The 13757-nt window shown below is 63.7% G+C and carries 11 protein-coding genes; all 11 read right to left on the bottom strand.

All coding sequences use genetic code 11. The features are described from left to right. Positions 1 to 523: 523 nt before the first annotated feature. The 11 genes from KHO31_RS36865 to KHO31_RS36815 all read right to left on the bottom strand — a co-directional run bounded on the left by KHO31_RS36865 (position 524) and on the right by KHO31_RS36815 (position 13746). Complete coding sequence (locus tag KHO31_RS36865) at positions 524 to 1597, bottom strand: Rieske 2Fe-2S domain-containing protein (protein ID WP_201073461.1); 1074 nt, start codon at positions 1595 to 1597, stop codon at positions 524 to 526. A 187-nt stretch (positions 1598 to 1784) separates the two neighbouring features. Next, complete coding sequence (locus tag KHO31_RS36860; RefSeq protein ID WP_211625765.1) at positions 1785 to 4277, bottom strand: efflux RND transporter permease subunit; 2493 nt, start codon at positions 4275 to 4277, stop codon at positions 1785 to 1787. Between the two features lie 97 nt (positions 4278 to 4374). Continuing rightward, positions 4375 to 5385 (bottom strand): beta propeller repeat protein, encoded by a 1011-nt coding sequence (locus KHO31_RS36855; RefSeq protein ID WP_201073465.1) that lies wholly within the window; start codon positions 5383 to 5385, stop codon positions 4375 to 4377. Between the two features lie 98 nt (positions 5386 to 5483). Next, a complete protein-coding gene (locus KHO31_RS36850) occupies positions 5484 to 6686 on the bottom strand; it encodes an acetyl-CoA C-acyltransferase (protein ID WP_211625763.1) in 1203 nt (400 codons plus the stop codon). Positions 6687 to 6726: 40 nt separating this feature from the next. Further along, on the bottom strand, positions 6727 to 7233 hold the full coding sequence (locus KHO31_RS36845) for a MaoC family dehydratase (protein WP_201073469.1): 507 nt from the start codon (positions 7231 to 7233) through the stop codon (positions 6727 to 6729). An 11-nt stretch (positions 7234 to 7244) separates the two neighbouring features. Further along, complete coding sequence (locus KHO31_RS36840) at positions 7245 to 8048, bottom strand: SDR family oxidoreductase (RefSeq protein WP_201073471.1); 804 nt, start codon at positions 8046 to 8048, stop codon at positions 7245 to 7247. Further along, complete coding sequence (locus KHO31_RS36835; protein ID WP_201073473.1) at positions 8045 to 9244, bottom strand: acyl-CoA dehydrogenase family protein; 1200 nt, start codon at positions 9242 to 9244, stop codon at positions 8045 to 8047. The genes KHO31_RS36840 and KHO31_RS36835 overlap by 4 nt, the downstream gene beginning before the upstream one ends. Next, positions 9244 to 10614: an acyl-CoA dehydrogenase family protein gene (locus tag KHO31_RS36830; protein WP_211625761.1), complete on the bottom strand. Its 1371-nt coding sequence runs from the start codon at positions 10612 to 10614 to the stop codon at positions 9244 to 9246. The genes KHO31_RS36835 and KHO31_RS36830 overlap by 1 nt, the downstream gene beginning before the upstream one ends. 4 nt (positions 10615 to 10618) lie before the next feature. Further along, entirely contained in the window at positions 10619 to 11494 is an 876-nt protein-coding gene (locus KHO31_RS36825; RefSeq protein ID WP_211625759.1) for an SDR family oxidoreductase, read from the bottom strand. A 39-nt stretch (positions 11495 to 11533) separates the two neighbouring features. Continuing rightward, on the bottom strand, positions 11534 to 12685 hold the full coding sequence (locus tag KHO31_RS36820) for an acetyl-CoA C-acetyltransferase (RefSeq protein WP_201085354.1): 1152 nt from the start codon (positions 12683 to 12685) through the stop codon (positions 11534 to 11536). Further along, complete coding sequence (locus KHO31_RS36815; RefSeq protein WP_211625757.1) at positions 12685 to 13746, bottom strand: acyl-CoA dehydrogenase family protein; 1062 nt, start codon at positions 13744 to 13746, stop codon at positions 12685 to 12687. Before KHO31_RS36815 ends, KHO31_RS36820 begins: the two co-directional genes overlap by 1 nt. Positions 13747 to 13757: the final 11 nt, after the last annotated feature.

Below are 13757 nucleotides of genomic sequence, written 5' to 3'. Positions count from 1 at the left end.
TGGTGGTGGTGGTGGTGGTGGTGGTGGTGGTGGTGGTGGTGGTGGTGGTGGTGGTGGTGGTGGTGGTGGTGGTGGTGGTGGTGGTGGTGGTGGTGGTGGTGGTGGTGGTGGTGGCGAATTACGGTACTGAAAAAACGGGAGAGCCCAAAGGTAGCGAGAGGTTTTAAGAAGTACCCTTCGGCGCGCGCAGCGCCGCCGGAAGTATGACGACTTTGTCACCAGGGCTGAATGTGCGAGAACACGGATTCCAGATGCACCACTACCGTGACTGCGCGAGGGACCCGCTTAAGAATTAGCGGGTCGAGCCGCTTTCTTTGCTTATCTTTCTTTGCGGCGGCAAAGAAAGTAAGTGCCGCCCCGCACAGGGGCAACGCTAATAGACCACTAACAAAACAAGGAAAGGCCAAGATTGACCCAAGGCTCGCGCTTCACACCGCGACCTACCTGGCCCAAAAAACAAACCCCACGCTCCGAGAAACGTGGGGTCGGTCAGCCATCTGAAGGCAGTACATTCACCACCTCATCACTCGAACACGTGCCGCAGCGGCGGCGGCTCCCCACTGTCGCGCACCTTGATCTCCACCACCTTCCTCGCAACACTCGACGGCCTCACATCCGCCGCGTCGACGTAAAACTGCGAGTACCAGTCGCGCATCTGATAGAGCGGCCCATCGCCCTCGCACAAAAGCGGATTGTCGATTCGCGTCTTGCTGTCCCAGATCGCCACGTCTTCATAAAATGCAGCCTGCGCCTGCTTCGAATACGCACGCGCAATCTCCATGTTCTGCTCTTCCGACAATCCAGGCACCTTCTTCACCATCACGCCGTAACGCAACTCGAAACTGTTCATGTCGGTCGGCACATGGCAGTTCAACAGAATCGAATGAATCGGGTGGCCGCCGCTCTGCCCCGTCATCTCGGTGATGTGATACGCGGGCCCAAAGTAAGTGGACAGCGCGATCAGTTCGTCGTCGCCCAGCCGCTCGCTGCGACCAACCAGCAACTGTGTGGCCTTGTGTCCTTCAAACAGATTCGCGAAGTAGTCGATCGGCGCGCCATGCACAGTCCCAAAGTGCGCCATGTCCGAGATGTTGTCGACCAACTCGCGGCAGTTGGTGTCGATCTTCATCAGGTCGACCACCCAATCCGACCATTCGTCGGAGAAACATGCATCGATACGGGGAATGGTCACTTCTTCGGACGGCGGATTGCCCTCCGGATCGTGCCAGATGAACAGCAACTGGTTCTGTTCGCAGGTATGCCATGTGCCAATCTTGGCCTTCGGCGGAATCCGCTTGCAGTACGGAATCGACTGGCAGTTGCCCTCGCCGTCCCATTGCCAGCCGTGAAACGGACACACCAGCGTGTCGCCGTCCACGCGGCCGGTGCTCAGATCGCCGCCCATGTGCGGGCAAAAACCATCGACCACATTCACACGCCCTTGCGAATCCATGAACGCGGCAAGACGTTGACCGAAAATGTTCAGCGTGTGCGGCTTGCCGTCCTTGTATTCGCTCGCGGGACCCAGGCAATGCCAGCCGCGTGCATAACGCTGCTCCAGCGGCTGCGATTCAATTTTGTACGGACGTGCGGACATCTCTTATCTCCTCCAATGGAAAAGGCGGCGCTTCGGACTAGCCGCCGTCATCAATGTTCTTTCGAGGCGCGCAGACCTTCGCGCTCAAGCCTGACGATAGACGTGGCGCGGATCGCCTTCATCGTCCCGACGGACTAGGGACTTCAGCTACCCCTCACCTGCCCCTCAGCTATCCCTCACCTACCCATTAGCGCCCCGGATTGCCATGTTCGAGCGTGGCCTGTTCGACTGCGCCGGGAGCCGATGCAGCACCGCGCACGGGCGCACCCGGTGCTTTCGGCACGGTCGCGTTCAACGCGACATCTCGAGCGCCGGCACGCCGCTCCGCCCGCTCGACGCCAAGCCACGCCGCCAGCGCCGGCAACAGAAACACCGCGCCGAACAGGTTGACGAGAAACATGAAGGCAAGGAGCACGCCCATATCCACCTGGAACTTGAGCGCGGAAAACGCCCATGTCCCCACGCCGATAAACATCGTCACTGCAGTAAACAAGGCCGCGGTGCCGCGTTGGCGCATCGCCGCCGCGAACGCATCGGGCAATGTGGCGCCCCCGCGCACCTCATGCTGCATCCGTTCGTACAGGTAGATGCCGTAATCGACACCCACCCCCACCCCCAGCGTAATCACCGGCAACGTGGCGACCTTCAGGCCGATACCGAGCCACGCCATCACCGCATTGCACAAAATCGACACCACGGCCAGCGGCACGACGATGCACAACACCGCGCGCCACGACCGGAAGGTCACGAAGCAGAGCAACGCAATCGCGCCAAAAATCGACAGCAGCATTGCCACCTCGGCGTCGCCCACCGCTTCGTTAGTCGCCGCCATCACGCCGACGTTGCCGCCCGCGAGCCGGAAGGCAATATTCGGCGTGTGATCTTCCGCCGCCAGCCGTTTGATCTCGTCGACGATATGGGCGATCGTTTTGCCCTCGTGATCGGTGGTGTAGATCAACACCTGAATCGCCTGGCAGTTCTCGGTGTTCATGCCGTTGTCCGGATCGAATGCGCTCGCGCCCTGCGTGAGACCATCGCTCGAACGCGGCAGCGCGCCCCAGCGCGGATTGCCTTCGTTAAAGGCGGCAATCGAAATCTTCGCGAGCGACGGCACACTCACCACCGACTGCACGCCCGCCACCCCGCGCATCTCCATCTCGAAGCGCTCGATCGCGCTCATCACCGGATAGTGCAGACAGGCGTCGTCGAAACCGGTCGTCTCGACGATCACAGCGAGCGCGTCGACGCCAATGTTGTACTGGCTCGTGATCCGCGCGTTGTCGAGGTTGTAGCGCGAGGTGCTGCGCAACTCGGGCGCGCCTGCGCCGATATCGCCGATCTGCAGATTGCGCGACTCTTTCGCGCCGAACGCCAGCAACAGCAGTGCGATCACAAACACACCGAGTGCCGGTGCGGGGCGTGCGAACATCGCGAAGCGCGTCCACAGGCGGCTGCCGCCTTGCGCCGCACGGCCTTGTGCACGCGCCAGGGTGCCGGCCTCCAGTCGCGTGTACGACAACAGGATCGGCAGAAACACCTTGTTGGTAACGATCATGAGCAACACACCGAGGCACGCTGTGACACCCAGTTCACGCACGATCTCGATCTGGATACGCATGATCACCATGAAACCGAGCGCATTCGTCAGCAACGCAACGGTGCCCGGCACGAACAGCTTGCGAAACGCGTCGCGTGCTGCATCGGTCGAGGACATGCCGGTGACCAGCGCCTGCTTCCACGCATTCGTCATCTGCACGGCGTGCGAGACGCCGATCGAGAAAATCAGGAATGGCACGAGGATCGACATCGGATCGATGCCGAGGCCGAGGATCGGCAACGCGCCGAGCAGCCACACCACCGGCAGCAACGCGACGAACAGCGCAAGCACCGTGGTCTTTGCCGAGCGCGTATAGGCAAACAGCAGCGCAGCCGTAATCAGAAACGCGAGCGCGAAAAAGCCGATCACGCCGCTGATCCCTGCCTCTACATCTCCCACCAGTTTCGCAAAGCCGATGATATCGACCTCGACATCCTGGTTCGAATAGCGTGCGCGGATCTGCTCGAGCTGCCGCGCCACCGCGCCGTAATCCAGATGCTTGCCGGTGACGGGATCGGTCTCGCGTAACTCCGCGCGGATCAGTGCGGAATGCAGGTCGTTGCCGACCAGCCTGCCGATCTGTCCGGAACGCGCGACATTGCGGCGTACTTTGGCGAGGTCATCGGGATTCGCGCTGCTGAACTGGCCGGGCACGACCACGTCGCCGCGAAAGCCCGCTTCGGTGACCTCCGTATAACGCACGTTTGGCGTGAACAGCGAGAACACACGCGAGCGATTTATGCCGGGGATGAAGAACACGTCATCGGTCGCGTGACGCAGGTCGTCCATGAACGCCTGGTTGTAGATGTCGCCGTGGCCCTTCCACCTCAGACTCACGAGGATCGTATTCGCCCCCGGAAAGGCGCTCGCATAGCGGTTGAACACCTGCATATACGGGTGCTGCATCGGGATCATCTTGTTGAACCCGGGATCGAGCCGCAAGCGCGTCGCGGAACAACCCAGCGCGACGGTCACCGCGAGGCACAGCGTCAACAGGATGCGCCGGTGCCGCATGATGGCGTCGGCGCAACGCTCGACAAAACGGGACAGGCGGGACGAAGAAGGACGGGACGATGCGTTCATGATGCGTCTCACGGCAGGACAACGGGAAGCGCGGCGGGCGTGGCGAATCTGTGGCCGGCGAGCGCGCTAGGGAGTTTCGGCGAACGGAGCCGCGAGTTCAGGAAGGTGACGCGCTCGGCGGCACAAGCGGCGGCACAAGCGGCGATCGGACAGCAGGCAATACCGGCAACAATGCGATGCCCGCTTCTCCACCCAGCGCCAGCTCGCCATGCCCGGCGTCGACCACGGCCGCGACGCTCTGCACGCCACCCACCTTGCGTACCGCGAAGCTCTGTCCGTTATCGCGCGAGGTGACAATCGCGCCGCCCTGGCCGACCAGCACCAGCTCGCCGTCGGCGAGTTGCACCGCGCCGAAGTACGAGGTGCCGATGTGGCTATCGATATGTGTCCACGTGTCGCCCTGGTCGGTGCTGCGCAGCACATTGCCGCGCATACCGTACGCGAGCCAGTCGCCGTCAGCCAGCTTCAGCACGCCGAACAGCGAACCCTGATAGGGCACGGGCCGCTTCTCCCAGCTCGCGCCGTTGTCGGTTGAGCGCAGCAGCGTGCCGGTTTCGCCGGCAATCATCAGACGGCCGCTCGAATCGCCGGCAATCGCATTCAGATGGCGGTCGTCGGCGGGCGTTTTCTGTTGGGACCAGGTGGCGCCGGCGTCGTGCGAGACGAATAGCTGGCCGAAGCTGCCGCTGACGAATACCAATCCGTCGGCGTTGCCCCACACCGATAGCAGCGGGTCCGAATGCTTGCGATCGAAGCGCACTTCGCTCCAGTGCGCGCCGCCATCGACGGTACGCACGATCCAGCCGTCATGCCCCACCGCGATACCGATACGCGGCGAGATGAAGAACACCTGGGTGAGTGCCGATGCCTCGTCGGACGCCATCGCGGCTCGCCGCCAGGATGCGCCCGCATCGTCGCTGAGGAGGATCACGCCGCGCTCGCCCACCGCGACGAGCCGCGTGCCCGCCTTAGCCAGCCCGTTGATCTGCAGGCGATCGGCCTGAATGGTGGTCGCCGCAAAGGCCGGCACCGGGCGAGGCGAAAATGCAAACAGCGCCGCGCCCAGCACAGCCGCCGAGAGCAGCAAACCAGGTATTGTCGATTTCATTTTTTGTCTCCTGTCGATCGGAGTTCGCGCTTTAGCGCGCTACTCCGATCCCATGCAAAGCTCGCTACTCCGATCCCATGCAAAGCTCCAACCGCGGTCTACGCCGCTGTTTCGAAGAGTGCCGCGGCGCCCATGCCGCCGCCGACGCACATCGTCACGACGACGTAGCGCACGCCGCGCCGCCGCGCTTCGAGCAAACCGTGCATCGTCATGCGGGTGCCGGACATGCCGAACGGATGACCGACCGAGATTGCGCCGCCGTTCACGTTCAGACGATCGGACGGAATATGCAGTTGATCGCGGCAGTAGATGACCTGGCAGGCGAACGCCTCGTTCATCTCCCACAGGCCGATGTCGTTCACCGTCAGCCGATGACGCGCCAGCAGTTTCGGCACCGCGAGCGCCGGACCGATGCCCATTTCGTCCGCCTCGCAGCCCGCCACCGCCATGCCGCGATAGATGCCGAGCGGCTTCAACCCGCGTTGCTTCGCTTCGGCCGCGCTCATCACGACGACCGCCGCCGCGCCATCGGACAGTTGCGACGCATTGCCGGCCGTGATGAACTCGCCCTGCGCGACCGCTTCGCCGCCGCTCCAGACCGGCTTCAGCGCCGCCAGACTTGCCGCGCTGGTATCCGCGCGATTGCATTCGTCGCGCGTGGCTCGCACGCTTTCGTGGCCGGTCGGCTTGCCTTCCTTATCGAACAGCGCGCGTTGCGCATCGAACGGCACGATCTCTTCGTCGAAGCGACCTGCCGCCTGCGCCGCGGCCGTGCGCTGCTGGCTCGTCAGCGCGTATTCGTCCTGCGCCTCACGCGCGATGCCGTAACGGCGCGAGACGATCTCCGCCGTTTCGATCATCGCCATGTATGCGGCCGGCTGATGCGCGAGCACTGCGTCCGAGCGCGCCCGGTACGCATTCTTGTGCTTGTTCTGCGTCAGCGTGATTGACTCGACGCCACCCGCCACCACGATCCGCGCGTCGCCGCACAGAATGTTTTGCGCGGCCGTCGCGATCGTCATCAAGCCCGACGAGCACATCCGGTCCATCGCCATGCCCGCCACCGAAGCCGGCAAACCCGCCGCCGCCGAGAGCCGGCCGATGTTGTAGCCCTGGGTACCCTGCTGCGCGGCGCAGCCCATCAGCACGTCGTCGATATCGGCGGGGTCAAGTTGCGCGCGCTCGACCGCGGCTCGCACCACGTGGCCGCCGAGTGCGGGCGCTTCGGTGTCGTTGAACACGCCGCGATACGCTTTGCCGATCGGTGTGCGTGCAACCGAGACGATGACCGCTTCGTTCATGAACTATTCCTCTACGGGTTCTACAGGTTTCTTCGGGTTTCTACAGGTAGTAGCGACTGATGGTATCGGCCACACAACCGGGCTTGGTCTCGCCTTCAATTTCCACGGTCACACGAATCCAGGCCTGCACGCCGCCCTCGATCGCTTCGGCGCGCAACAACTCGCCGACGCCACGGATGCGTGCGCCGGCTCGCACCGGCGCCGGGAAGCGGATCTTGTCGCAACCGTAATTGACGCCAAGCCGCGCGCCGTCAATGCGCACAATCTGCGGCAGAAAGAAATTGACGAGCGAAAGCGTCAGGAAGCCATGGGCGATACACCCGCCGAACGGCCCTTGTTGCGCGCGTTCGGCATCGACATGAACCCATTGATGATCGAGCGTGGCGTCGGCGAACAGCGCGATGCGCGCCTGCTCGACCTGCATCCACGCACTTTCACCGAGCCGTTCGCCGACCGCCGCGACCAGTTCGTCGGGATGAGCGAACACGCGAGCGGGCTGCGGGTTGCCGCACACTTCAGCCAGCGCTTCAGCCCGCGTTTCAGTCATGAGGCTATCCATCACGCGTGCTGACTGCTGACCGACAGCACTTCGCCGGTCATATACGACGCGTAGTCGCTTGCCAGAAAGACCATCACGTTCGCTACCTCCCACACTTCGGCGGCGCGTCCGAATGCTTCACGCGACGCCAGTTGATCGAGCAGATCGGCCGAAGCCGACTTCTTCAGAAAATCGTGCAGCGCAATACTTGGCGCCACGGCATTGATGCGTACGCCATACGGCGCGGCTTCGAGCGCGGCGCAACGCGTGAGCGCCATCACGCCGGCCTTCGCCGCCGCGTAGTGCGCCTGTTCCGCCTGCGCCCGCCAGCCGAGCACCGACGCGTTATTCACGATCACGCCACGGCCACGCTCCTGCATATGCGGCAGCATCGCCCGCGTCATACGGAAGGTGCCAGTGAGGCTAATGTCGATCACCCGCGACCATTCGGCATCGTCCATTTCGACGATGCGACGCGCGCCGCCGAGCCCGGCGTTGTTGATCAGCACGTCGACGCCTTGCATCTTGTCTTCGGCATCGGCCACCAGCGCGCGTACGTCTTCTTCCACCGAGACGTTGCACAGGCGCCCGTAGATCGCCTGCAAGCCCGTTTCGGCGCGCAAGGTCTCGACCGCCTGCGCGAGACGCTTCTCGTGGATATCGGAGATGAACAGCGCGCGGCAGCCTTCTTCGGCGCTGCGTTTGGCGGCGGCAAAGCCGATCCCCGCACCGGCGGCCGCCGTAATCAGCACGGATTTGCCGGCCAACAGTTGATGACCCGGCACATAGGCAGGCGCGGTTCGCACCGTTTGAGACTCGTTCATAGCGTTCCTCGGGGTTCTCTCGGCATGCCGAGCCCGCGCTCGGCCATGATGTTCAGTTGAATTTCGTTGGTGCCCGCGTAGATCGTGTCGGCGCGCGAGAAGAGGAACACGCCCTGCAGGCGGGTGCGCTTGGCATCGGTGCTATCGACGAGATTGGCGTCGGGCCCAAGCACATCCATCGCCAGTTGGCCCAGTTCGCGGTGCCAGTTCGACCAGTAGTATTTGTAGATCAGCGCTTCACGGCCCAACGCGCCGCCGCCGTTCTCGCCGGCGTCGGCACCGGCCAGCATGCGCAGCGCGTTGTAGCGCATCACGCGCAAGCCCGCCCACGCCCGCGCGATCCGTTGACGAACCAGCGGATCATTCGCAACACCTGCTTCATGCGCCGCGTCGACCACCCATTCGAGCTCGCGGATGAACTGCATCTGCTGACCGAGCGTGGACATGCCGCGCTCGAAGCCGAGCAGCGTCATCGCAATGCGCCAGCCGTCGCCGGGTGCGCCGACCAGATCTTCAGCAGCAGCGAGCGCGCCGTCGAAGAACACTTCGTTGAATTCAGCGCCTCCGTTCAACTGTTTGATCGGACGAATCTCGATGCCGGGTTGATCGAGTGGCATCAACAGGAACGACAATCCGCGATTGCCGCGCGATTCCGGATCGGTGCGCGCGATCACGAAGATCCAGTCGGAATCGTGCGCGAGCGAGGTCCAGACTTTCTGTCCATGCACGCGCCAATTGCCGTTTTCGTCGCGGACTGCACGCGTGCGGACATTCGCGAGATCTGAGCCCGCGCCTGGTTCCGAATAGCCCTGGCACCAGAACTGCGTGCCGTTCAGAATGCCGGGGAGAAAGCGCTCACGCTGATCGTCGGTACCGCATGCGATCAAGGTCGGCCCGAGCAGCCCTTCGCCGATATGGCCCATGCGCCCTGGACCACCGGCACGTGCGTATTCCTCGTGAAAGATCACCTGTTCGGCGACGGACATCGCCCGGCCGCCTTGTTCGGTGGGCCAGCCCAGACCGGTCCAGCCGCCGCTTGCGAGTTCACGTTCCCACTTCTTGCGCAGCGCCGGATAAGCCTCTTCGTCGCCGGGACCGCCGCGGTATTGCAGGCAGGCGAACTCGCCACTCAGATGCGTGTTCATCCAGTCGGCGACTTCCATGCGCAAGCGTTGCTGTTGCGTTTCGCTGTTCATTAAAGGACTCCCGCGAGCACGGCTTGTGCGTGGTCGGCATGGGCAAGCGGCAGCGCTGCGCTCGACGCCTCGCTACGGTCGATCACCTGCTCCGCGATAAACGACAGCATCTGCGCGGTCGTGCCGAATTGCGCGCTGCAGGCCTGTGCGCGTTTGAAATACAGTTGTGGGTCGTATTCCCATGTGAAACCGACACCGCCGTGCAACTGGATCGCTTCCTGAGCGCAGAAGCGGAACGCGTCGTTGGCGGTGGCTTTCGCTGTGGCGATATCGGCAAGCACGTCCAGTGGTAATGAAGCTCGTGCCTGATTGCGCATTGGGTCCGGCACCTCAGCCCGCGCTTGGTCCCACGCCTGCGCTGCGCCCAGCACGGCCGAACGGGCCGCCTCGATTTCGACCATCATCTGCGCGCAGCGGTGTTTGACCGCCTGAAACGATGCAATCGCGCGGCCGAACTGCACGCGCTCCGCCGTGTAGGCAAGCGTGAGGTCGAGGCATTGCTGCGCACCGCCGATCTGTTCAGCGGCCAGCGCCAGGGCCGCAAACCATGCAGTGTCAGACAACGCGCGTTGCGCCTCGCTGCCTCGCGCCACAATCGCGCCACGCGGGACGTCGACTGCATTCAACTCGATACGCGCCAGCGGACGCGTCGCATCCAGCGTGACGAGCGGTGTGCGAATGACGCCAGCAAGATCAGCACCGTTCAATTCGAACAACGCGACGGTTTGCGCTTCGTTCGCGATCAAAGCAGCCACCAGCAATAGATCGGCACTCGCACCGTCAATTACCTGTGCCAACGTGCCCGACAAACGGTAGCCTTCAGCCGTCTCTTCCGCGTAAACCGAAACCATACGTGCATCAAAACCGCCGGCAGCGTAAGTCGAAGCCCGGTGCGCATCGAAGCTGGCCGCGGCGTAAGTTGAAGCACTGCGCGCATCGACGCCGGTGACAGCAACCACAGAAGCCGTCCTTGCATCGACGCCCCCCGCCGCTTGCAACGCAAGCGTCGCGCTCACCTCGCCGCTCGCGATCCGCGAGAGCCACACACGAGCCGCCTCCGATTCGCACTGCGCCAGCGCCGTCGCCGCGAGGCACACCGTGGCGAAGTAAGGCACGCAGGCAAGGCGCCGCCCCATCTGCTCCATCAGCAACACCAGTTCCAATGCACCCAGGCCCGCGCCGTCCGCCGCTTCCGGCACGGTCAGCGCGCACCAGCCGAGCTCGCTTGCGAGCGTATGCCATAAGCCGTTGTCGCGACCCGCGCTGTGTTCGATCGCCTGCCGCACCGCCGCCGATGCGCTGCGCTCGGCCAGCACTTCGGCCGCCGAATCGCGAATCATGGTTTGTTCTTCGGAGAGAGCGAGGTTCATCGCGTCAGCTTCCGTAGACCTGCTGCGCCGGCTCACGCTCCGCGACCAGCGCCGCCACCGCGCCGCCCAGTGCATTGACTTGCCAGCGTGCGCCGATGTCGATGCGCGGCCCCGTGCGCCAGCCTTCGGCGACCGCGATCATCCCGCCCGCCGCTTCGAACACCTGGCCGGTCACGTCGCGCGATTCAACGCTGCCGAGCCAGACGACCAGCGGCGCGACGTTAGCCGGATCGAAGTAATCAAAGCCATTGGCGGGCTTTTTCATCATGTCGGCGAACACGCCTTCGGTCATCGAAGTGCGCGCCGCCGGCGCCAACGCGTTCACCCGCACACCATAACGTTGCAATTCCGCGGCCTGCATCAACGTCAAGGCTGCAATCGCCGCTTTGGCCGCGCCATAGTTCGCCTGGCCGATCGACCCTTGCAGACCCGCCCCCGAACTGGTGTTGACGATGCGCGCATCCACCTCGCGCCCCGCCTTCGACGCGTCACGCCACGCACGTGCCAGCAGTTGCGCAAGGCAAAAATGCCCACGCAGATGCACCCGCATCACGTCGTCCCAATCGGCTTCCGTCATGCTGGTGAACATCCGGTCGCGGCAGATGCCCGCGTTATTCACCAGCACATGAATCTCGCCGAAGGCTTCGTGCGCGGCGTCGATGATGCGTTGCGCCGTGTCGATGCGCGTAATGTCGTCAGCGTTGGCCAGTGCCCGGCCGCCGGCTCGCACGATCTCATCGCAGACGGCTTGCGCGGCTTCCTGACGAATATCGTTGACCACCACCGCCGCGCCCTCGGCCGCAAACGCCAGCGCGTATTCGCGGCCCAACCCTCCACCCGCGCCGGTAATGATCACGGTGCGTTCGTTGCAGATTCCCATGCTTGATCCTCGTAGACAGTGATGCGCTCAGTGACGTACTTACAGGCGCTCGATAATCGTGACGTTGGCAAGACCGCCGCCCTCGCACATCGTTTGCAAGCCATAGCGGCCTTGCGTGCGTTCGAGTTCGTGCAGCAGGCTCGTCATCAGCCGCGCGCCGGTGGCGCCGAGCGGATGGCCGAGCGCGATCGCGCCGCCGTTCGGATTGGTCTTCTCGTGCGGATAGCGCGTCTCAGCCAGCCACGCAAGCGCCACCGAGGCAAACGCTTCGTTCAACTCCACCACGTCGATGTCGTCCAGCGCGAGGCCGGCCTTCTTCAACGCATGACGTGTCGCGGGAATCGGCGCCGTGAGCATCCACAGCGGATCGTCGCCGAGGACGCTCAGGTGATGGATGCGGGCACGCGGCGTGAGGCCGTAACGCTTGAGCGCATCTTCGGAGACGATCAGCAGCGCCGCCGCCGCATCGCAGGTCTGGCTCGAGACAGCAGCCGTTAGCGCGCCACCCGGCATCAGCGGTTGGAGCGAAGCCATCTTTTCGAGCGTGGTGTCCTTGCGCGGCGTTTCATCGTGTTCGACGCCCGCGAACGGCGCGATCTCGCGTTTGAAATAACCGCCTTCGATCGCCGCCAGCGCGCGCCGGTGACTCTCCAGTGCGTACTGCTCCATTGTTTCGCGCGACAGGTTCCAGTGATCCGCGATCCGTTGCGCCGCGTGGAACTGCGAGACGGGCGCATCGCCGAAACGCGCGCGCCAGCCGATGCTGCCCGAGAACGGATCGGTGAAACCGAGCGGCTCCGCCGCCGTCATCGCCGACGAAATCGGAATCTGCGTCATGGTCTGCACGCCGCCCGCGACCACCACGTCCTGCGTGCCGCTCATCACAGCCTGCGCGGCAAAATGCACGGCCTGCTGCGACGACCCGCATTGCCGGTCCACCGTTACACCGGGCACCGTCAGCGGCAAGCCAGCGGCAAGCCAGCAGGTACGTGCGATGTTGCCCGCCAGCGGGCCGATTGTGTCGACGCAGCCGAACACCACGTCGTCATATTCATCGGCGGGAATGCCGTTACGGGTGACCAGTTCATTCAGCACGAAGCCGCCGAGATCCGCGGCGTGCACCTGCGCGAGTCCACCTTTGCGGCGGCCAGTCGGGGTGCGCAACGCATCGACGATATAAGCCTGTTTCATCATGATTCCAGTTCGAAAGTGCGGGCCGGTCCGATCGGAGCACATGACTCGATCAGCGCGTCGGCGACGCGGGCCTTGTGAAACGTCGTGTCGCCCCAACTGCCCGAGAGCGCCCAGATGCGTTTCATGAAAATCTGCAAGTCGAGCTCCCACGTGTAGCCGATCGCGCCGTGCACCTGCATCGCATGGCGCGCGGCGAGCTGCGCCGCGGCGGTGGCGGCGAGTTTCGCGTGAGAGACGTAAAGCGCACGATTCGGGTCGTTGTCCGCGATCGCGCAAGCGGCCCGATACACCACCGGCCGCGCGAATTCATAACGGATCGCGACGTCGGCGAGCAGATGTTTTAGCGCCTGATACGAGCCAATGGGTTTGCCAAACTGCTTGCGTTGCGCGCTGTAATCGATCGCGACGTCAAGCACACGTTGCGTGAGACCAAGCAATTGCGCGGCAACGGCGAACGCGCCCTGGTCGAGTGCGCGCGCCAGCAGCGGTTGCGCCTCGGCGGCTGTTGCCACGCGTGTGCTTGCGCTTGCCTGCCAGTCGATTTCGAATAATCGACGGGACGGATCGATGCTTTCCACCGCATTCAAGCGGCAAGCACCGGGTGTGAGCCAATGCAGCTCGCCATCCCGCTCACATAGCAAAACCTTTGCGACGTGCGCGTCGCTGACATACGGATTCACCGGATGCGCAATCGCCACGCGCGCCGAACCCGCCGCGATATCGCGCAACAGCGCATCGCGGCGCGCGCTCGCCGGCAAACCTTCCAGCATGCCGACGGCTACCAGCGCCGTATCGAGTAACGGCTCGGGGCTCGCGAAATAGCCATAGGTCTGCGCGAGCAGTGCCCACTCCACGTCACCCAGGCCCATTCCGTCGTGACTTTCCGGCACCGACACGGCCGTCAACCCTTGCGATGCGAACATGTCCCACATGCGCTCCGAGCGGCCCGTGGGCGTGGTCCACAACTCGCGGATCAACTCCGGCGTCATCTCCGTCATCAGAAAGCGCTTGACGCTGCTCGCCAACGCTTCCTGATCTTCGTTGAATACGAAATCCATAGTTCCTCGCT

It is taken from the genome of Paraburkholderia domus, from assembly GCF_905220705.1.
In the GTDB taxonomy this organism is placed as follows: Bacteria; Pseudomonadota; Gammaproteobacteria; order Burkholderiales; family Burkholderiaceae; genus Paraburkholderia; species Paraburkholderia domus.
Note: the sequence above shows the minus strand (reverse complement) of the source record. Positions and strands in the feature narration are given on the sequence as shown.

Excerpts from the sequence above, each read along its gene's own strand:
- KHO31_RS36865 (WP_201073461.1), bottom strand. The coding sequence starts at position 1,597 with ATGTCCGCACGTCCGTACAAAATTGAATCGCAGCCGCTGGAGCAGCGT.
- KHO31_RS36860 (WP_211625765.1), bottom strand. The coding sequence starts at position 4,277 with ATGAACGCATCGTCCCGTCCTTCTTCGTCCCGCCTGTCCCGTTTTGTC.
- KHO31_RS36855 (WP_201073465.1), bottom strand. The coding sequence starts at position 5,385 with ATGAAATCGACAATACCTGGTTTGCTGCTCTCGGCGGCTGTGCTGGGC.
- KHO31_RS36850 (WP_211625763.1), bottom strand. The coding sequence starts at position 6,686 with ATGAACGAAGCGGTCATCGTCTCGGTTGCACGCACACCGATCGGCAAA.
- KHO31_RS36845 (WP_201073469.1), bottom strand. The coding sequence starts at position 7,233 with ATGACTGAAACGCGGGCTGAAGCGCTGGCTGAAGTGTGCGGCAACCCG.
- KHO31_RS36840 (WP_201073471.1), bottom strand. The coding sequence starts at position 8,048 with ATGAACGAGTCTCAAACGGTGCGAACCGCGCCTGCCTATGTGCCGGGT.
- KHO31_RS36835 (WP_201073473.1), bottom strand. The coding sequence starts at position 9,244 with ATGAACAGCGAAACGCAACAGCAACGCTTGCGCATGGAAGTCGCCGAC.
- KHO31_RS36830 (WP_211625761.1), bottom strand. The coding sequence starts at position 10,614 with ATGAACCTCGCTCTCTCCGAAGAACAAACCATGATTCGCGATTCGGCG.
- KHO31_RS36825 (WP_211625759.1), bottom strand. The coding sequence starts at position 11,494 with ATGGGAATCTGCAACGAACGCACCGTGATCATTACCGGCGCGGGTGGA.
- KHO31_RS36820 (WP_201085354.1), bottom strand. The coding sequence starts at position 12,685 with ATGAAACAGGCTTATATCGTCGATGCGTTGCGCACCCCGACTGGCCGC.
- KHO31_RS36815 (WP_211625757.1), bottom strand. The coding sequence starts at position 13,746 with ATGGATTTCGTATTCAACGAAGATCAGGAAGCGTTGGCGAGCAGCGTC.